We start from the raw sequence: 17,904 nt of genomic DNA, 5'->3' as shown, positions 1-17,904 counted from the left end.
CGGCTGCAATGCAAAAAGGCCCCGGGGTGTGAACCCTGGGGCCTCGTTCCCACGCGGAGCGTGGGAATGATCAAACAACCAAAAACTCAGGCATGGGTGTCGACAGAACCGGCCATGGCCTGCAACAACGAGGCCCGCAGGCTCTGCAAAGCGGCCTGGGTGCCCATGATCTGGGTCTGGATGGCCATCGCTTGCTGGATCTTCTGCTCTTCGCTGGCCTGGCTCTTTTGCACACGGACCAGTTCGGCCTGCTGCTGGGCCAACAGCTTTTCGGCCTGCTCGATCTGCTTCTTCAACTGCTCGACGGTATCCACACCACCGGCGGCAGGCGCCCCGGCGATGTTGGCGCCGCTGGTATCGACTTTCAGTGATTGTTCCTTCTCATCACCCGCATCGGTCGATGCCGGCGAAGTGGCCGTCGTTTCTTCGGCCGCCCCGCCGATCCGGGCCTTTGAGGCCGAGAGCGGGTAAGGATTTACGGTAGTTGCGCTGATCGTGGTCATGTGGACTCCTCCTTGGCTGACCCGTTATCGGCACGCAACAGCGCTTCTTAAGGGCTGAATCGTTTCAATCAGATGAATTCGAAACGGTCGGCATCCAGGTTCGCCGGAAACCGCGTGCGATACGCCGCCAGGTCCGCTGCATTCAAACTCACCATGAACACACCATCAGCCTCCCCTGCGCTGAGCAAGGTTTCGCCCTGGAAGTCCAGCACCTGACTGTCGCCGGTATAGGCAAAGCCCTTGCCGTCGGTGCCGATGCGGTTCACTGCCGCCACGTAGCACAGGTTCTCGATGGCGCGGGCGGGCAGCAGGCGGTTCCAGTGCTGGCGCCGGGCCCCCGGCCAGTTGGCGGTGTACAGCAACAGATCGGTGTCGTCGGCGTCGCGGCTCCAGGCCGGGAAACGCAGGTCGTAGCAAATCAACGGACGGACCCGCCACCCCTTGAGCTCGAACAGCACCTGGCGTTCGCCCGGCGTGTAGTGATCGTGTTCGCCGGCCATGCGAAACAGATGGCGCTTGTCGTAGTGCAGCACCTCGCCGTCCGGTCGCACCCAGAGCAGGCGATTGCGATGGCTGCCGTCAGCGGCCTGGACAATCACGCTGCCGGTGATCACCGCATCCAGCCTTGCCGCCTGGGTCCGCATCCATACGCTGGTAAGCCCGTGTTCCGGCTCCGCCAGGGTTTGCGATTCCATGGAAAACCCGGTGGTGAACATTTCCGGCAGGATGACCAGATCAGCACCCCGCGCCTGCTCCAGCAGGCCTTCGAAATGCTCCAGGTTGGCCTGGCGGTCATGCCAGGTCAGGGTGGTCTGGATCAGGGCGATGTTGAGGTTTGGCAACGCGCTCAGATCACGCATAGTTTTTCCGCTGCTTCGCGCAGCGTCTCCTCGCGTTTGGCAAAGCACAGGCGCACCAGGCGCTGGCCTTCGGGTGGGGTCTGGTAGAACACCGACACCGGAATCGTCGCCACGCCGTGCTCACGGGTCATCCAGACCGCCATGTCGACATCGTTCAGGTCCGGGCGGATATGCGAATAATCCACCAACTGGAAATAGGTACCGGTCACGCGCTTGAAGCTGAACCGCGACGGGGCCAGCAGATCGCAGAACAGGTCGCGCTTGGCCTGGTAGAAATCCGGCAACTCTTCCACATGTTCGGGATGCTCGGCCATGTAGTCGGCCAGGGCGTATTGCAGCGGCGTCACGCCACAGAAGCTGACGTACTGATGGACCTTGCGCAACTCCGCCGTCAGGGCCGGTGGCGCTACGACGTAGCCGGTTTTCCAGCCAGTGACGTGGTAGGTCTTGCCGAACGAACTGACCACGAAGGCGCGACGGTACAGTTCCTCATGGGCGAGCACGCTGGCATGGGGCACATCGTCGAACACCAGGTGTTCATAGACCTCATCGCTGATCAGGTAGATATCGCGATCACGGATCAACGCCGCCAATTGATCCAGCTCGGCGCGACTGATCAAGGCGCCGCTGGGGTTGTGGGGCGTGTTGAGAATGATCATCCGCGTACGCGGGCTCAGAGCTTCGCCGAGCTTCTGGAAATCGATGGCAAAGTCATCCAGTCCCAGCTGGACGTGCACGCAACGCCCACCGGCCAATTGGACAGAGGGTTCGTAGCTGTCATAGCAAGGGTCGAACACGATCACTTCATCGCCGCTCTGAACCACCGCTGCGATGGCGCAGAAAATCGCCTGGGTCGCACCGGGGGTCACGGTGACTTCCTGATCGGCGTCGACATTGGCGCCATAACTGCGGGCGATCTTCGCCGCAATCTGCTGACGCAGGGCCGGCAACCCGGTCATGGGTGAATACTGGTTATGACCTTGGGCGATATGCCGGCCAACCGCATCGCGCAGGGCCTGCGGACCATCGAAATCGGGAAACCCCTGGGACAGGTTGAGCGCGCCGGTCTGCGCGGCGAGCTGGGACATCTGGGTGAAAATGGTGATGCCGACATTCGGCAGCTTGCTGGTGATCATCAGGGGTTCTCTGCGTCTGCGCCCGGCTCTGGCACGGCGCGGGAGAGGTCGAGAATAGCCCAATCGCCGGGCATGAAAAAGAGTGCCGCGGTGGGCACCCTTTTTCATGCTGACGACTTCCCCCTGTGGGAGCGAGCCTGCTCGCGATAGCGGTGGATCAGCTTGCATCAAGGTTGCTGTCCCGACGCTTCGCGAGCAGGCACGCTCCCACAGGTGATCGGCGCTGACTTTCGCTCAGCGCTTGTCGCGACGCTTCTTGTCGGCCTTCTTGTGGTGCGACATCAAGCGGCGCTTCTTGTTGACCTGGCGGTCGGTGAGCGTGTTCTTGTTGCCTTCGTACGGGTTCTCGCCGCCCTTGAACTCGATGCGGATCGGCGTACCGACCAGCTTCAGGACACGGCGATAGGTGTTTTCCAGGTAACGGACGTACGACTTGGGCACCTTCTCGATCTGGTTGCCGTGGATCACGATGATCGGCGGGTTGGCGCCGCCCAGGTGAGCGTAGCGCAGCTTGATCCGGCGGTTGTTGACCATCGGTGGCGCGTGCTCGCCAACGGCATCTTCCAGGATCTGGGTCAGGCGGTTGGTTGGCCAGCGGGTCACCGCCGACTTGAACGAATTCTGCACCGACGCGTAGAGGTTACCCACGCCCGTACCGTGCAGCGCCGAGATGAAGTGGATGTCAGCGAAGTCGACGAAGAACAGCCGACGCTGCAATTCGACCTTCACGTAATCACGCTCGCTCGGCGTCATGCCATCCCACTTGTTGATCGCGATGACCAGCGCACGACCGGCTTCGAGGGCAAAGCCCAGCAGGTTCAGGTCGTGATCGACTACGCCTTCCCGTGCATCCATCACAAAGATCACCACGTTGGCGTCCTTGATGGCCTGCAGGGTCTTGACCACGGAGAACTTCTCGACCTCCTCGTGGATCTTGCCGCGCTTGCGCACACCGGCGGTGTCAATCAGCGTGTACTTCTCTTCGTTGCGCTCGAACGGGATGTAGATACTGTCGCGGGTGGTGCCGGGCTGGTCGTACACGATGACCCGGTCTTCGCCGAGCATGCGGTTGACCAGCGTCGACTTGCCCACGTTCGGACGGCCGATGATCGCGATCTTGATCCCGTCTTTTTCACTCGGGCCCGGAATGCGCTTGGCCTCCTCGCCTTCGGCGACGATTTCTTCTTCGCCTTCTTCGGGCTCATCGTCATCTTTCGGGAAGTCAGCCAGGGCGACTTCCAGCAACTGGCTGATGCCGCGACCGTGGGCACCGGCAATCGGGATCGCCTGGCCCATGCCCAACGGCGCGAACTCGGCGCGAGCCATGTCCGGATCGATGTTGTCGACCTTGTTGGCGACCACATGGGAGCGTTTGTTACGCTTGCGCAAATGCTCGGCGATCATCTGGTCGGCGGCGGTGAAACCGGCCTTGGCGTCTACCAGGAACAGCACCACATCCGCTTCTTCGATGGCGAGCAGCGACTGCTCGGCCATTTTTTCGTCCATGCCATGTTCGTCGCCGGAGATGCCGCCGGTGTCGATCAGAATGTAGGTACGCCCTTGCCACTTGGCCTCACCGTATTGGCGATCACGGGTCAGACCGGACAAGTCGCCGACGATGGCGTCGCGAGTCCTGGTCAGGCGATTGAACAAGGTGGACTTGCCGACGTTCGGTCGGCCCACCAGGGCGATTACGGGAACCATGCGGCTCTCCACTTCGTTATTTCAGAAAATACAAAAGCCGCTGCGAGGCAGCGGCTGGTGCTCGGAGGCAGTCCTGTGAGAGCGGGCCTGCTCGCGAATGCGGTGCGTCAGTCAACAAATTCTCTTGTGATACACCGTATTCGCGCGCAAGCCCGCTCCCACAAAGGACAGGCCGCTTGAGATCTAGCCCCAAGCATAGTCTTACTTGATGGTCAGGGCTTCCAGTTTGCCGCTGTTGCCATACACATAAATCATGTTGCCTGCCACCAGCGGACGGGCACGCAGGCCGTCGCTGTCGATGCGCTCGCGGCCGACGAAACGACCGTCCACCTGGCTCAGCAGGTGCAGGTAACCTTCCAGGTCACCGACTGCAACGTAGCTGGAGAACACTTCCGGGGCCGACAGTTGACGACGGGCCAGGGAATCGTTGCTCCACAGTGCGGTGGTGGAGCGCTCGTCGACGCCTTCAACCGTGCCCGAGGACAGGCTTACGTAGACGCTGCCGAAACCCTGGGCGACACCGGCGTAGCTGGACGCATCGCGCTGCCACAACGGACGACCGCTTTCCAGGTCCAGCGCCGCAACGCGACCCTGGTAGCTGGCGACGTAGATCGTGCCGCCGGACAGCAGCAGGCCGCCATCGATGTCGACCACGCGCTCCAGCTCCGAACGACCTTGTGGAACGGCAACACGTTGCTCCCACACCGGCACGCCGTTGGAAATGTCCAGGGCAACCACTTTACCGGTCGACAGCCCGGCCACCGCGAGGCGGTTGGTGACGATCGGTGCGCTGGTGCCACGCAGGGTCAGGACCGCAGGAGTACTGTCGTACAACCAGCGCTGGTTGCCGGTTGCAGCATCCAGGCCGATCAGACGGTCATCCTGGGTCTGGACCACGACCACATCACCGTTGGAGGCAGGCGGTGCGAGTACTTCGCTGGACACGCGGGCGCGCCACTTCTCCTCACCGTTACTGGCATCCAGGGCAACGACCTCGCCCTTGAGCGTACCGATCATGACCAGCCCGTAACCCACGCCAACGGCGCCGGATACCGGCAGTTCGAGATCTTTTTCCCATTTGACGTCGCCGTTCAGGCGATCCATCGCCATCACCACGCCCGTGACGTCACCGGCATAGATGGTGTCGCCATCGATGGCCGGCACCAGCATGTTGTAGGTTTCGCCCTGGCCGTCGCCGATGGAGCGGCTCCATTGCTTCTGCAGCACGACTTCTTCTTTGAAGTCGGTCAGTTCGGCCGGCGGCAGTTCTTTCTTGCTGTTACTGCTGCAACCCGCGGCCAGAATGGCCAGAGCCAGCAATGCTGCATGTTTCCAACGGATCACGTCACGCATCCCCTTTGGCCAGGTCGTCCAGCTTGATTTGCAGGCCACCGACTGCGGCTTCGTCCGACAGCGCAGCCTTGGCTTTTTGGTAGGCCGCATGGGCCTCATCAGCACGACCCAGTTGTACCAGCAGGTCGCCCTTGAGTTCTTCGCGGGTCGCCAGGAACGCCTTGTCGGCATCGCCGTCGAGCAGCTTCAACGCCTCTTCGGTCTTGTTCTGCGCCGCCAGCACCTGCGCCAGACGCTGACGCGCCACTTCGCCCAGGGTCGAGTTGGCGGGCTTGTCGACAATACCTTTGAGCTCGATGACCGCGTCGTCCAGCTTGCCGCTGTCTACGGCAACCTTGGCTACGAACAGGCGGCCGTACTGCGCGTAGGCGGTGCCGCCGTACTCACTGTTGAGCTTGCCGGCCAGGTCCGCCACGCGGGCAGCATCAGGCTTGCCGTCCGGGGTCAGGGTGGTTTCCAGCAATTGCTGATAAAGCATCGAGGCGCCTTGCGCCTGGTTGCTCTGGTATTTCTGGAACGCCTGCCAGCCGAATACGATGACCAGCGCCAACAGGCCGCCAGTGACCAGCGGCTTGCCGTTGCGGCTCCACCAGTCCTTCAAATCCGCCAGCTGTTCATCTTCGGTACTCGACACCCCAATACTCCTTAATCGCTAAATCGGCTGTTTTGACAGCTTCAACCCTGCACGACGCAGGTGGCCAGGTGTGCAGCAAGCGCATCCCAGGCAATGCTTTGTTGTTCGCCCTGGCCACGCAGGGGTTTGAAACCTACCACTTGTTGGGCCAGTTCGTCGTCACCCAGGATCAGTGCATGCAGCGCACCGCTCTTGTCGGCCTTCTTGAACTGGCTCTTGAAGCTGCCGCCGCCGGCGTTGATCTGCAGGCGCAGACCAGGCAACTGGTCGCGGACCCGTTCGCTCAGGGTCAGGGCCGCCAGTTCGGCTGCTTCACCGAAGGCACACAGGTAGACGTCGACCTGACGGGAAAGCTCTTCCGGCACCTTGTCCAATGCCTCGAGCATCAGCACCAGGCGCTCGATGCCCATGGCAAAGCCCACGCCTGGCGTCGGCTTGCCGCCCATCTGCTCCACCAGACCGTCGTAACGGCCGCCGGCACACACGGTGCCCTGGGCGCCAAGCTTGTCGGTGACCCATTCGAAAACGGTCTTGCTGTAGTAATCCAGGCCGCGGACCAACTTGGGGTTGATCACGTAAGGAATGCCCACGGCGTCCAGGCGCGCCCTCAACCCTTCGAAGTGCGCGCGGGATTCGCCATCGAGGTAGTCGGCCATCTTCGGCGCGTCAGCCAGGATGGCCTGGGTATCGGCGTTCTTGGTATCGAGCACGCGCAGCGGATTGGTGGTCAGACGGCGCTGGCTGTCCTCGTCGAGCTTGTCCAGGTGCGCGGAAAGAAACTCCACCAACGCTTCACGGTAGCGGCCACGGGACTCGCTGGTCCCCAGGCTGTTGAGCTCGAGCTTGACCGCGTCACGAAGGCCCAGCTCGCCCCACAGACGCCAGGTCATGACGATCAGCTCGGCGTCGATGTCCGGGCCGTCGAGGTTGAACACCTCCAGGCCGATCTGGTGGAACTGGCGATAGCGACCTTTCTGCGGACGCTCGTGACGGAACATCGGGCCGATGTACCAGAGTTTCTGCACCTGCCCGCCGCCGGTGATGCCATGTTCGAGCACCGCACGCACGCAGGCAGCCGTGCCTTCCGGGCGCAGGGTCAGGGAATCGCCGTTGCGATCCTCGAAGGTGTACATCTCTTTTTCGACGATGTCGGTCACTTCGCCGATGGAGCGCTTGAACAGCTCGGTGAACTCGACGATCGGCATGCGGATCTGCCGATAGCCATAGTTATCCAGCAAACGTGCGACGGTGCCCTCGAAATAGCGCCACAGGGGCGTCTGTTCGGGCAGGATGTCGTTCATGCCACGGATGGCTTGCAGAGACTTGCTCACAATAAATCCTTAAAAATTCGGTTGCTCAGCCGCGTGCGATGACCGCTGCGTCGGCTTCGACCTTTTCGGCCGCTTTCTCGCGGATCAGCCGTTCCAGCTCATCCACCAGATTGTCATTCGTCAACTTCTGCGACGGCTTGCCGTCGATGTAAATCAGGTTCGGCGTACCGCCGGTGAGGCCGATATGGGCCTCCTTGGCTTCGCCCGGCCCGTTGACCACACAGCCGATCACCGCGACATCCAGCGGCACCAGCAGATCTTCGAGTCGCCCTTCCAGCTCGTTCATGGTCTTGACCACATCGAAGTTCTGCCGCGAGCAGCTCGGGCAGGCGATGAAGTTGATGCCACGGGAACGAAGGTGCAGGGATTTGAGAATGTCGTAGCCGACTTTCACTTCCTCGACCGGATCAGCCGCCAACGAGATGCGGATGGTATCGCCAATCCCCTCGGCGAGCAGCATACCGAGGCCGACGGCGGATTTCACCGTGCCCGAACGCAACCCACCGGCTTCAGTGATGCCCAGGTGCAGCGGCTGGACGATTTCCTTGGCCAGCAGGCGATAGGCTTCGACGGCCATGAACACGTCGGAGGCCTTCACGCTGACCTTGAAATCCTGGAAATTCAGGCGCTCGAGGTGCTCGACATGACGCAGCGCCGACTCCACGAGAGCCGCCGGCGTAGGTTCGCCGTATTTCTTTTGCAGGTCTTTTTCCAGGGAACCGGCGTTCACACCGATGCGGATCGGAATGCCACGGTCGCGGGCAGCGTCCACCACAGCGCGCACACGGTCTTCGCGCCCAATGTTGCCCGGGTTGATACGCAGGCAGTCGACACCCAGCTCGGCCACGCGCAGGGCAATGCGGTAGTCGAAGTGAATGTCGGCCACCAGCGGCACCTTGACCAGCTGCTTGATCTTGCCAAACGCCTCGGCGGCGTCCATGTCCGGCACGGATACGCGAACGATGTCGACACCGGCGGCTTCCAGGCGGTTGATCTGCGCAACGGTGGCAGCCACGTCGTTGGTGTCGCTGTTGGTCATGCTCTGCACAGCGATAGGCGCATCGCCGCCCACGGGCACGTTACCGACCCATATCTTGCGGGATTCGCGACGTTTGATTGGAGATTCGCCGTGCATGACTTATTGACCCAACTTCAGGCGAGCAGTCTCGCCACTGGTGAACGGGGCCACATCGACCGGCTGGCCGTTGTAGCTGACCTGCGCGCCCCGGGCATAGCCCAGGCGTACGGCAAACGGCGGCTTGCCGTTGATGGACGTGGTATCGCCCTTGCGCTTGAGGCCACTGAACAGCACCTTGCCGTTGCCGTCGGTAACCTGGGTCCAGCAATCGGCGGTGAATTGAATCTGCAGCTGGCCTTCACCTGCGGCCGGCGCCGCAGCCGGAGAAGCCGGAGCGGGAGCTGGAGCTGGAGCTGGAGCTGGAGCCGCCACGGTCGGTGCAGGTGTGCTCGGGGCAACTGGTGCGCTGGTGGCTGGCGCAGGCGTGCCTGGAACGGCAGGCGCAACAGCCGGGGCGACAGGCGTACCCGGTTCGGCACCGGCTTCGGCGTCAGCACTCTCCTGGCTCTGTGGCAGCGCCAGGCTGGTTTCACCTTGCGCCTGGCCTTCAAGCACGGCCTGGTCTTCCGGCTCGTCCAGCGGGTGGATACGCGTAGTGCCGTCGGCACCCTCCACTTCCACGTGCTCCGGCGCCATGGAGACCGATTCCTTGCTGCGCAGAGAAGCTTGATCCTGCCACCAGACGAAACCGCCCCCAATCACCGCGATCAGCAGCAACAGGCTGACGATTCGCAAAATAGTGTGGGAAACACGCACCGGTTCCTCGATGCGACCCAGACTGTGCACATTGCTGCCCTGGGCGTCGGAACCGGTGTATTGATCGAATTGCTGGACCAGCACGGTCTGATCCATGTCGAGCAGTTTGGCGTAGGCGCGGATGTAGCCCCGGGCAAAGGTATGCCCTGGCAATTTATCGAACGCGCCCGCTTCCAGGTTGCTCAGGGAAGCCACAGTGAGATTGAGCTTGAGGGCCACTTGGGCGAGCGACCAGCCATTGCTTTCGCGGGCTTGACGCAGGGTCTCACCGGGGTTCACGCGAGTCGCTGCTACCACTTCAGGATGCGCCGCTTTCATCATTGCTCCGACAGGTATTGCTGATATTCCGGCGTACCGGGATAGAGTCTTTTTAGTTGCAGGCCATAACTGGCGGCCTTGTCACGATCTTCGAATACATGCGCCAGCCGAACGCCGAGCAATAGACTACGTGCATTTTGCTCGCTCAGTAGACTAAAACGTTCGTAATAGTCCCGCGCGGGCACATATTGCCTGTCTTCGTAAGACAACTCAGCCATTTCCAGCAAGGCTCGCGGTTGCTGGCGGTTGAGCCGCAACGCCTTTTCCAGCTGCTGGCGGGTCAGATCTCGCTGGCCGAGTTTCGCGGCGGTCATGCCAAGGTTTTCGAAAACCCGCGAACGCTCAGGATAAAGGGTATCGGCGGCGGCCTGTTCGAAGCGTTCGTAGGCCTCCTTGTAACGTTGTTGCTCGTAGAGGAAGCTGCCGTAGTTGTTCAGGATCCGCGCATCCTGCGGCCGGCTGGACAGTGCCTTGCGGAAATGCTCGTCGGCCAGCTCCGGTTCCAGTTCGGCCTGGAACACCAGGGCCAGGGCCGCGTTGGCATCGGCGTCGGAGCTGTCCAGCTCCAGGGCCTTCTTGAGCGGCACTTTGGCCCGTTCGGTCATGCCCTGCTGCAGATAGCCGATGCCCAGTTGCACATAGGCCGCACGCGCTTCGTCACGCCCCTTGCTGGTTTTCATCGGATTGTAGTCACCCGACAGAACACAACCGGCGCACAGACCGGTGAACAGCAACAGCAGCGCGAAGCGCAGTGACATAGAGTTCCTCTCTTAGTGACCGTTCGCAGCGTTCTGTACATCGTCGGCGGCATTCAACTCGCGCACGGCAATGTAGCGTTCGCTGCGACGGGTACGATCCAGCACCTGCCCGACCAGTTGACCACACGCCGCATCGATGTCTTCGCCGCGGGTGGTGCGCACGGTGACGTTGAAGCCCGCGTGATGAAGCTGATCCTGGAAGCGACGGATCGCGTTGTTGCTCGGACGCTCGTAACCGGAATGCGGGAACGGGTTGAACGGGATCAGGTTGATCTTGCACGGGATGTTCTTGAGCAGCTCGATCATCTCGACCGCATGTTCGACCTTGTCGTTCACATCCTTGAGCAGGGTGTACTCGATGGTCAGCACGCGCTTTTCGCCCAGGGCCGACATGTAGCGCTGGCATGAGTCCAGCAGCATCTTAAGCGGATACTTCTTGTTGATCGGTACCAATTGGTTACGCAATGCGTCATTGGGTGCGTGCAATGACAACGCCAGGGAGACGTCGATGTGCTTGGCCAGCTCATCGATCATCGGCACCACGCCGGAGGTGGACAGGGTCACGCGGCGCTTGGAAATGCCATAGCCCAGGTCGTCCATCATCAAGTGCATGGCGGATACGACGTTGTCGAAGTTCAGCAGCGGCTCACCCATGCCCATCATCACCACGTTGGTGATGGCACGGTCGACGGTCGCCGGGACGCTGCCAAAGGATTTGTTGGCAATCCACACCTGGCCGATCACTTCGGCGGCGGTGAGGTTGCTGTTGAAGCCTTGCTTGCCGGTGGAGCAGAAACTGCAGTCCAGGGCACAGCCTGCCTGGGACGAAACGCACAAGGTGCCGCGCTTGCCCTGGGGAATGTAGACGGTCTCGACGCAGCTGCCGGACGCCACGCGCACCACCCACTTGCGGGTGCCGTCGCTGGAAATGTCCTGGCTGACCACTTCGGGGCCGCGAATCTCGGCAACGGCCTTGAGTTTTTCACGCAAGGCCTTGCCGACATTCGTCATGGCGTCGAAATCGTCGACGCCAAAGTGGTGAATCCATTTCATTACCTGACCGGCACGGAAACGCTTCTCCCCGATTGAGTCGAAGAATTTCTCCATTTCCGGCTGGGTCAAGCCCAACAGGTTAATCTTGCCGATCGATGCAGTCATGGTCTCACCCTCACTCACAAGCTTTACTTAGCGAGCGGTTACTTCAGTAGCGGCGAAAAAGTAGGCGATTTCGCGAGCAGCAGCGGCTTCGGAGTCCGAACCGTGGACGGCGTTGGCGTCGATGGACTCGGCGAAGTCTGCGCGGATGGTACCGGCGGCGGCTTCTTTAGGGTTGGTAGCGCCCATCAGCTCACGGTTGCGAGCAATGGCGTTTTCGCCTTCCAGAACCTGAACGACAACCGGGCCGGAAGTCATGAACGCAACCAGTTCACCGAAGAAACCGCGCTCGCTGTGCTCAGCGTAGAAGCCTTCGGCTTCGGCCTTGGACAGTTGCTTCATTTTCGAAGCGATGACGCGCAGGCCTGCGTCTTCGAAGCGGGTCACGATCTTGCCGATTACGTTTTTAGCAACGGCGTCAGGCTTGATGATGGAGAAAGTACGTTGAACAGCCATGGGTGTAACTCCAGAAACGGTAATGTGCGAAAAATTAAACCCGCGAATTATACGCGGGTTCATGGGTATTGCCTAACCTGCCAGGCCGATCAGTCGATTTCTTCGATCCAGAGCGCCTGGACCGCCTCCAACACCTTCTCGCCACAACGGCCAGAGGTACTGTCGAAGTCGTCAAGCTCCATGATCCAGTGCTGCAGATCGACGAAGTTGACCGTCATCGGGTCTACATCCGGCTTGGCTTCGGCCAACTCTTCAGCGATGCGTCGTACATCATTCCAACCATAGCTCATGACAGTCTCACCATCAGTGCGGGGCTTCAGCCGCATGGTTAAGCGAATATTTCGGGATCTCGACGGTCAGGTCTTCCGTACCGACGATGGCTTGGCAACCCAGGCGCGATTGCGCTTCCAGGCCCCAGGCCCGGTCGAGGAAATCTTCTTCCAGTTCGTCCGCTTCTTCCAGCGAATCGAACCCTTCACGGATGATGCAATGACAAGTGGTGCAGGCACAGACACCGCCGCAGGCACTTTCCATCTCGATATGGTGTTCATGGGCGAGCTCGAGAATGGAAATCCCAGGTTCAGCCTCCACAACCATGCCCTCGGGGCAGAACTTCTCGTGGGGTAAAAAAATCACCTGCGGCATCTATTACTCCTCGATTTCATTCAGGTTACGCCCCGCCAGGGCGGCTTTGACCGTCGAATCCAGGCGGCGGGCGGCAAAGGCATCGGTGACGTGCGACAGACGCTTGGTCTGCTGCTCGATGGCATAGCCATCGGTGCCTTTGATCAATTCGGACAATTCCTGCATCTGCAATTCGATGACCATGCGTTCTTCGGCGTCCAGCAGACGCTCACCGTCGGCCTCAAGGGCACCTTGCACGGCTTCGATCAGGCGCTGAGCGTCTACCTGCTGCTCGCGCAGCACGCGGGCCACCTTGTCGTCACCGGCGTACTGGAAGGAATCCTTGAGCATCCGGGCAATTTCGCCGTCGGTCAGGCCGTAGGAGGGCTTGACCTGAATGCTGGCTTCGACGCCCGAACCCAGCTCGCGGGCAGAGACATTGAGCAAGCCATCGGCGTCGACCTGGAAGGTCACGCGGATCTTCGCCGCGCCGGCGACCATGGCCGGGATGCCGCGCAATTCGAAGCGCGCCAGGGAACGGCAGTCGCTGATGAGTTCACGCTCGCCTTGCAGCACGTGGATCATCATGGCCGACTGGCCGTCTTTATAGGTGGTGAAATCCTGGGCGCGAGCGACGGGGATGGTGGTGTTGCGCGGAATCACCTTCTCCATCAGGCCGCCCATGGTTTCCAGGCCCAGGGACAGCGGGATCACGTCGAGCAACAGCAGTTCGCCGCCGTCGCGCTTGTTGCCCGCCAGGGTATCGGCCTGGATCGCGGCGCCGATGGCGACCACCTGGTCCGGGTCGATTTCAGTCAGTGGTTGACGGCCAAAGGCCTCGGCAACGGCTTCGCGAACCCGCGGCACGCGAGTCGAGCCGCCGACCATGACCACAGCCTTGACGTCTTCGACCTCGACGCCGGAATCGCGCACAGCGCGGCGGCAGGCCTTGAGACTGCGGGCGACCATCGGTTCGATCAGCGCATTGAAGGCTTCGCGGCTCAAGGAGGCTTTCCAGTCACCATAGGCGACCTCGACACTCATCGCGTCGGTCAGGGCTTCCTTGGCGGCGCAGGCGGTTTGCAGCAGGTGACGTTGCGCACCCGGATCAAGGTCGGCGGACAGGCCCGCCTGCTCGATGATCCAGCCGGCGATGGCGTGGTCGAAGTCATCGCCGCCCAGGGCGCTGTCGCCGCCGGTGGCCAGGACTTCGAAAACACCGCCGGTCAGGCGCAGAATCGAGATATCAAAGGTACCGCCGCCCAGGTCGTAGATGGCGACCAGGCCTTCGGCATGCTGGTCCAGACCATACGCCACCGCAGCGGCGGTCGGCTCGTTGAGCAGGCGCAGCACGTTCAGGCCGGCCAGTTTGGCCGCATCCTTGGTGGCTTGGCGCTGGGCGTCGTCGAAGTAGGCCGGGACGGTGATGACCGCACCTACCAGTTCACCGCCCAACGCGGCTTCGGCGCGTTGACGCAGGACCTTGAGGATGTCGGCCGACACTTCCACCGGGCTTTTCGGGCCCTGCACGGTGTCGATGAACGGCATGTGGGACTCGCCGCCGACGAAGCGGTACGGCAGTTGATCGCCCAATTGCTTGACGTCGGACAGGCCACGTCCCATCAGGCGCTTGACCGACACGATGGTGTTCAGCGGATCGGTCGCGGCGGCCAGCTTGGCCGAATCGCCCACTTCGACGCGATCGGCGTGGTAGCGGACGGCGGACGGCAGAATCACCCGTCCCTGCTCGTCGGCCAGCGGCTCGGAAAGGCCGCTGCGCAACGCAGCGACCAGGGAATTGGTGGTACCCAAGTCGATCCCCACAGCCAGGCGACGCTGGTGCGGTTGTGGACTTTGGCCGGGTTCGGCGATCTGCAGTAGGGCCATCGTAATCAGGACTTATCTGTAATCAGGCGTGCGACCGGAGCGGCACTGGGTTAATCGTCGAGGCGCTCTTCTAGTTGGCGCACTTCGTAGGTGAGCTTGTCGAGGAACTGCATGCGCCGCATCAGGCGTTCGGCCTGTTCGCGTTGCGCGGCATCGTTCCAGCAGGCTGCGAAGCTTTCATTCAGGGTTTGCTGGGCGTCCCTCAAGCGGCGCTTGAACGTGGCGACACCCGCCAGGTCGGCACTGTCCTGCAGGTCTTCGAGCTCTTCGCGCCACTGCATCTGCTGCAGAAGAAACTCGGGATCGTGCACCGTGACTTCCAGGGGCAGTTCATGACCGCTGATGGCAAGCAGGTATCGCGCACGCTTGGCCGGGCTCTTGAGCGTCTGGTAGGCCTCGTTGAGGTTCGCGGACTGCTCGAGCGCCCGCCGCTGCTCGGCCTCGGAGGCGTCCGCGAAGCGGTCCGGATGGACACCTCGGGCCAGCTCGAGATAACGCGCCGACAGTTCATCGAGATCCAGGCTGAAACCCGGCTGCATCTGGAACAAGGCAAAATGACAAGGAGTACCCACGAGCCGCCTCAGATGTTGAAGCTTTCGCCGCAGCCACATTCACCGCGCACGTTGGGGTTGTTGAACTTGAAGCCTTCGTTCAACCCTTCCTTGACGAAATCCAGCTCGGTGCCGTCCAGGTACGTCAGGCTCTTCGGGTCGATGATCACTTTCTGACCATGACTTTCGAACACCTGATCGTCTTCGCCGACTTCATCGACGAACTCCAGTACATAGGCAAGGCCGGAACAACCCGTGGTGCGAACACCCAGGCGGATGCCCTCGCCCTTGCCGCGCCCCGCGAGGGAGCGCTGTATGTGCCTGGCGGCTGCTTCTGTCATCTGGATAGCCATGAAAACTCCTTACCTGTCGCGGTTCAGATCAAGCCTTTCTTCTGCTTGTAGTCGCGAACGGCGGCCTTGATGGCGTCTTCAGCGAGTACCGAGCAGTGGATTTTCACTGGCGGCAGGGCCAGTTCTTCGGCCAGCTGGGTGTTCTTGATGGTTTCGGCTTCATCAAGAGTCTTGCCCTTCATCCACTCGGTAGCCAGGGAGCTGGACGCAATGGCCGAACCACAGCCGTAGGTCTTGAACTTGGCATCTTCGATGATGCCTTGCTCGTTGACCTTGATCTGCAGACGCATCACGTCGCCACACGCCGGGGCGCCGACCATGCCAGTGCCGACATCAGGATCCTGCGCGTCCATCTTGCCGACGTTGCGCGGGTTCTCGTAGTGGTCGATGACCTTTTCGCTATATGCCATTTGCTTCAATCCTCATCAGTGGAGCCGCTCTGGTGGCGACTTCTCAGTGCGCCGCCCATTCGATTTTCGAAATGTCGACGCCGTCTTTGTACATGTCCCACAGCGGCGACAGTGCGCGCAGCTTGGTGACCGCCTCGCAGACTTTCTGCGCGGCGTAATCGATTTCTTCTTCGGTGGTGAAGCGGCCGAAGGTGAAGCGGATCGAACTGTGGGCCAGTTCGTCGTTGCGGCCCAGGGCGCGCAGTACATACGAAGGCTCGAGGGACGCCGAGGTGCACGCCGAACCGGACGACACGGCCAGATCCTTGAGCGCCATGATCAGCGACTCGCCTTCAACGTAGTTGAAGCTCAGGTTCAGATTGTGCGGTACGCGGGCGGTCATGCTGCCGTTGACGTAGAGCTCTTCCAGGTGCTCGACCTGCTTGAAGAAACGGTCGCTCAGGGCCTTGATGCGTACGTTCTCGGCGGCCATGTCTTCCTTGGCCACACGGAAGGCTTCGCCCATGCCGACGATCTGGTGGGTCGCCAGGGTGCCGGAACGCATGCCACGCTCGTGACCGCCGCCGTGCATGGTCGCTTCGAGGCGAACACGCGGCTTGCGGCTCACGTACAGCGCGCCGATGCCTTTAGGGCCGTAGGTCTTGTGGGCGGAGAACGACATCAGGTCGACTTTGAGCTTCGACAGATCGATGTCGACCTTGCCGGTGGACTGGGCCGCGTCGACGTGGAACAGGACGCCCCGGGAACGGGTCAGCTCGCCGATGGCTTCGATGTCGTTGATGGTGCCGATTTCGTTGTTCACGTGCATGATCGAAACCAGGATGGTGTCGTCGCGCAGTGCGGCTTCAACCATGGCCGGGGTGATCAGGCCGTCTTCGCCAGGCTCGATGTAGGTGACTTCGAAACCTTCACGCTCCAGTTGGCGCGTGGTGTCCAGGACAGCCTTGTGCTCGATCTTGGAGGTGATCAGGTGCTTGCCCTTGGTGTGATAGAAGTGCGCGACACCCTTGATTGCCAGGTTGTCGGACTCGGTGGCACCGGAGGTCCAGACGATTTCACGCGGGTCCGCGTTGACCAGGTCAGCGACCTGGCGACGGGCGTTCTCGACCGACTCCTCGGCTTTCCAGCCGAACACGTGGGAGCGGGAGGCCGGGTTACCGAAGTTTCCGTCGACCAGCAGGCATTCACTCATCTTCTGCGCGACACGTGGGTCAACCGGGGTGGTCGCAGAGTAATCAAGGTAAATCGGCAATTTCATGGACTCTCTCCTAAATCAGGCTGGCTGGCGTTCCGCTTGCTCTGCGGCAGTCATTCGACGGCGGACGCTTCAATCTTGTCCAGGTGCGGCGCCTTGCCATTGCAACGGCGCTGGTCCTGACGCTGGGCTACTTCTTGCACCTCACGGCGAGTGACAAGGTCAGCCAAGCTGATACCGCTCAGAAACTCGTGGATCTGCAGGCTCAAGTCGCACCACAGATGATGGGTCAGGCAAGTATCGCCGCCATGGCAGTCGCCCAACCCCTGACATTTGGTCGCATCGACCGATTCGTTCACCGCATCGATCACCTGGGCGACCTGGATGCCTTGCATGTCCCGCGACAGCTGATAGCCGCCACCGGGACCACGCACACTGGACACCAAGTTGCTGCGACGCAGCTTGGCGAACAGTTGTTCAAGGTAAGACAGGGAAATGCCCTGGCGCTCGGAGATATCGGCCAGGGACACCGGCCCGTGCTGCGCATGCAATGCCAGATCCAGCATTGCGGTCACGGCGTATCGGCCTTTTGTAGTCAGTCGCATGGACAATTACCACGGAGTTCGGAATGGGGCGAGTATGCAATTCCCGAGTAATTAAGTCAACTATAAGACCTAGTGTAGCACTCGGGTTTACCCGCGAAAGAGCGCGCGCATGATAGCAAAGGCTGATTGCCGGGGACCAGCGATACCGCGTTATCGTTCATCGCGGGCAAGCCTTGCTCCCACAGACCCAGTGGAGACCTCTGTGGGAGCAAGGCTTGCCCGCGATGCAGACGCCTC

The 17,904-nt window shown here is 61.3% G+C and carries 20 protein-coding genes; all 20 read right to left on the bottom strand.

Annotated elements, in window-relative coordinates; all coding sequences use genetic code 11:
* Nucleotides 1-86 precede the first annotated feature (86 nt).
* The 20 genes from AD665_RS15070 to iscR all read right to left on the bottom strand — a co-directional run bounded on the left by AD665_RS15070 (nt 87) and on the right by iscR (nt 17,667).
* Complete coding sequence (locus AD665_RS15070; RefSeq protein WP_053192648.1) at nt 87-503, bottom strand: hypothetical protein; 417 nt, start codon at nt 501-503, stop codon at nt 87-89.
* Between the two features lie 68 nt (nt 504-571).
* A complete protein-coding gene (locus tag AD665_RS15065) occupies nt 572-1,363 on the bottom strand; it encodes an amidohydrolase (protein ID WP_053192646.1) in 792 nt (263 codons plus the stop codon).
* A complete protein-coding gene (locus tag AD665_RS15060) occupies nt 1,351-2,499 on the bottom strand; it encodes a pyridoxal phosphate-dependent aminotransferase (RefSeq protein ID WP_024777072.1) in 1,149 nt (382 codons plus the stop codon). The genes AD665_RS15065 and AD665_RS15060 overlap by 13 nt, the downstream gene beginning before the upstream one ends.
* 234 nt (nt 2,500-2,733) lie before the next feature.
* Entirely contained in the window at nt 2,734-4,203 is a 1,470-nt protein-coding gene (gene der, locus AD665_RS15055) for a ribosome biogenesis GTPase Der (RefSeq protein WP_024777056.1), read from the bottom strand.
* 201 nt (nt 4,204-4,404) lie between these two features.
* Nucleotides 4,405-5,556, bottom strand: a complete 1,152-nt coding sequence (gene bamB / locus AD665_RS15050) for an outer membrane protein assembly factor BamB (protein WP_024777055.1) — start codon at nt 5,554-5,556, stop codon at nt 4,405-4,407.
* The gene (locus AD665_RS15045) at nt 5,549-6,190 is read right to left on the bottom strand and encodes a YfgM family protein (protein WP_024777054.1); all 642 of its coding nucleotides are present in this window, start codon (nt 6,188-6,190) and stop codon (nt 5,549-5,551) included. Before AD665_RS15045 ends, bamB begins: the two co-directional genes overlap by 8 nt.
* A gap of 41 nt (nt 6,191-6,231) precedes the next feature.
* Nucleotides 6,232-7,521: a histidine--tRNA ligase gene (gene hisS, locus AD665_RS15040; protein ID WP_053192644.1), complete on the bottom strand. Its 1,290-nt coding sequence runs from the start codon at nt 7,519-7,521 to the stop codon at nt 6,232-6,234.
* A 25-nt stretch (nt 7,522-7,546) separates the two neighbouring features.
* Nucleotides 7,547-8,656: a flavodoxin-dependent (E)-4-hydroxy-3-methylbut-2-enyl-diphosphate synthase gene (ispG, locus tag AD665_RS15035; RefSeq protein ID WP_020795607.1), complete on the bottom strand. Its 1,110-nt coding sequence runs from the start codon at nt 8,654-8,656 to the stop codon at nt 7,547-7,549.
* Between the two features lie 3 nt (nt 8,657-8,659).
* The gene (locus AD665_RS15030; RefSeq protein ID WP_053192642.1) at nt 8,660-9,673 is read right to left on the bottom strand and encodes a RodZ domain-containing protein; all 1,014 of its coding nucleotides are present in this window, start codon (nt 9,671-9,673) and stop codon (nt 8,660-8,662) included.
* Nucleotides 9,673-10,431 (bottom strand): type IV pilus biogenesis/stability protein PilW, encoded by a 759-nt coding sequence (gene pilW / locus AD665_RS15025; protein WP_024777051.1) that lies wholly within the window; start codon nt 10,429-10,431, stop codon nt 9,673-9,675. Before pilW ends, AD665_RS15030 begins: the two co-directional genes overlap by 1 nt.
* 12 nt (nt 10,432-10,443) lie before the next feature.
* Entirely contained in the window at nt 10,444-11,589 is a 1,146-nt protein-coding gene (gene rlmN, locus AD665_RS15020) for a dual-specificity RNA methyltransferase RlmN (protein ID WP_053192639.1), read from the bottom strand.
* A gap of 27 nt (nt 11,590-11,616) precedes the next feature.
* The gene (gene ndk / locus AD665_RS15015; protein WP_053192638.1) at nt 11,617-12,042 is read right to left on the bottom strand and encodes a nucleoside-diphosphate kinase; all 426 of its coding nucleotides are present in this window, start codon (nt 12,040-12,042) and stop codon (nt 11,617-11,619) included.
* An 89-nt stretch (nt 12,043-12,131) separates the two neighbouring features.
* Nucleotides 12,132-12,332, bottom strand: a complete 201-nt coding sequence (iscX, locus tag AD665_RS15010) for a Fe-S cluster assembly protein IscX (RefSeq protein ID WP_024777049.1) — start codon at nt 12,330-12,332, stop codon at nt 12,132-12,134.
* A 13-nt stretch (nt 12,333-12,345) separates the two neighbouring features.
* Nucleotides 12,346-12,687, bottom strand: a complete 342-nt coding sequence (gene fdx / locus AD665_RS15005; protein WP_008014719.1) for an ISC system 2Fe-2S type ferredoxin — start codon at nt 12,685-12,687, stop codon at nt 12,346-12,348.
* 3 nt (nt 12,688-12,690) lie between these two features.
* On the bottom strand, nt 12,691-14,553 hold the full coding sequence (hscA, locus tag AD665_RS15000; protein WP_053192636.1) for a Fe-S protein assembly chaperone HscA: 1,863 nt from the start codon (nt 14,551-14,553) through the stop codon (nt 12,691-12,693).
* A gap of 50 nt (nt 14,554-14,603) precedes the next feature.
* A complete protein-coding gene (hscB, locus tag AD665_RS14995) occupies nt 14,604-15,125 on the bottom strand; it encodes a co-chaperone HscB (protein ID WP_024777047.1) in 522 nt (173 codons plus the stop codon).
* A gap of 8 nt (nt 15,126-15,133) precedes the next feature.
* Nucleotides 15,134-15,457: an iron-sulfur cluster assembly protein IscA gene (iscA, locus tag AD665_RS14990; protein ID WP_024777046.1), complete on the bottom strand. Its 324-nt coding sequence runs from the start codon at nt 15,455-15,457 to the stop codon at nt 15,134-15,136.
* A gap of 23 nt (nt 15,458-15,480) precedes the next feature.
* Nucleotides 15,481-15,867, bottom strand: a complete 387-nt coding sequence (gene iscU, locus AD665_RS14985) for a Fe-S cluster assembly scaffold IscU (RefSeq protein WP_003185157.1) — start codon at nt 15,865-15,867, stop codon at nt 15,481-15,483.
* 43 nt (nt 15,868-15,910) lie between these two features.
* Nucleotides 15,911-17,125 (bottom strand): IscS subfamily cysteine desulfurase, encoded by a 1,215-nt coding sequence (locus AD665_RS14980; RefSeq protein ID WP_053192634.1) that lies wholly within the window; start codon nt 17,123-17,125, stop codon nt 15,911-15,913.
* 50 nt (nt 17,126-17,175) lie between these two features.
* Nucleotides 17,176-17,667, bottom strand: coding sequence for a Fe-S cluster assembly transcriptional regulator IscR (gene iscR, locus AD665_RS14975; protein WP_024777044.1), 492 nt, complete (start codon nt 17,665-17,667; stop codon nt 17,176-17,178).
* Nucleotides 17,668-17,904 lie beyond the last annotated feature (237 nt).

The sequence above is a fragment of the Pseudomonas corrugata genome, from assembly GCF_001269905.1.
GTDB lineage: Bacteria > Pseudomonadota > Gammaproteobacteria > Pseudomonadales > Pseudomonadaceae > Aquipseudomonas > Aquipseudomonas corrugata.
This window is presented reverse-complemented; position numbering and strand designations above follow the sequence as displayed.

Excerpts from the sequence above, each read along its gene's own strand:
- iscR (WP_024777044.1), bottom strand. The coding sequence starts at position 17,667 with ATGCGACTGACTACAAAAGGCCGATACGCCGTGACCGCAATGCTGGAT.
- AD665_RS15060 (WP_024777072.1), bottom strand. The coding sequence starts at position 2,499 with ATGATCACCAGCAAGCTGCCGAATGTCGGCATCACCATTTTCACCCAG.
- AD665_RS14980 (WP_053192634.1), bottom strand. The coding sequence starts at position 17,125 with ATGAAATTGCCGATTTACCTTGATTACTCTGCGACCACCCCGGTTGAC.
- fdx (WP_008014719.1), bottom strand. The coding sequence starts at position 12,687 with ATGCCGCAGGTGATTTTTTTACCCCACGAGAAGTTCTGCCCCGAGGGC.
- rlmN (WP_053192639.1), bottom strand. The coding sequence starts at position 11,589 with ATGACTGCATCGATCGGCAAGATTAACCTGTTGGGCTTGACCCAGCCG.
- iscX (WP_024777049.1), bottom strand. The coding sequence starts at position 12,332 with ATGAGCTATGGTTGGAATGATGTACGACGCATCGCTGAAGAGTTGGCC.
- der (WP_024777056.1), bottom strand. The coding sequence starts at position 4,203 with ATGGTTCCCGTAATCGCCCTGGTGGGCCGACCGAACGTCGGCAAGTCC.
- hscA (WP_053192636.1), bottom strand. The coding sequence starts at position 14,553 with ATGGCCCTACTGCAGATCGCCGAACCCGGCCAAAGTCCACAACCGCAC.
- ndk (WP_053192638.1), bottom strand. The coding sequence starts at position 12,042 with ATGGCTGTTCAACGTACTTTCTCCATCATCAAGCCTGACGCCGTTGCT.
- pilW (WP_024777051.1), bottom strand. The coding sequence starts at position 10,431 with ATGTCACTGCGCTTCGCGCTGCTGTTGCTGTTCACCGGTCTGTGCGCC.
- AD665_RS15030 (WP_053192642.1), bottom strand. The coding sequence starts at position 9,673 with ATGAAAGCGGCGCATCCTGAAGTGGTAGCAGCGACTCGCGTGAACCCC.
- bamB (WP_024777055.1), bottom strand. The coding sequence starts at position 5,556 with ATGCGTGACGTGATCCGTTGGAAACATGCAGCATTGCTGGCTCTGGCC.
- AD665_RS15065 (WP_053192646.1), bottom strand. The coding sequence starts at position 1,363 with ATGCGTGATCTGAGCGCGTTGCCAAACCTCAACATCGCCCTGATCCAG.
- iscA (WP_024777046.1), bottom strand. The coding sequence starts at position 15,457 with ATGGCTATCCAGATGACAGAAGCAGCCGCCAGGCACATACAGCGCTCC.
- ispG (WP_020795607.1), bottom strand. The coding sequence starts at position 8,656 with ATGCACGGCGAATCTCCAATCAAACGTCGCGAATCCCGCAAGATATGG.
- iscU (WP_003185157.1), bottom strand. The coding sequence starts at position 15,867 with ATGGCATATAGCGAAAAGGTCATCGACCACTACGAGAACCCGCGCAAC.
- AD665_RS15070 (WP_053192648.1), bottom strand. The coding sequence starts at position 503 with ATGACCACGATCAGCGCAACTACCGTAAATCCTTACCCGCTCTCGGCC.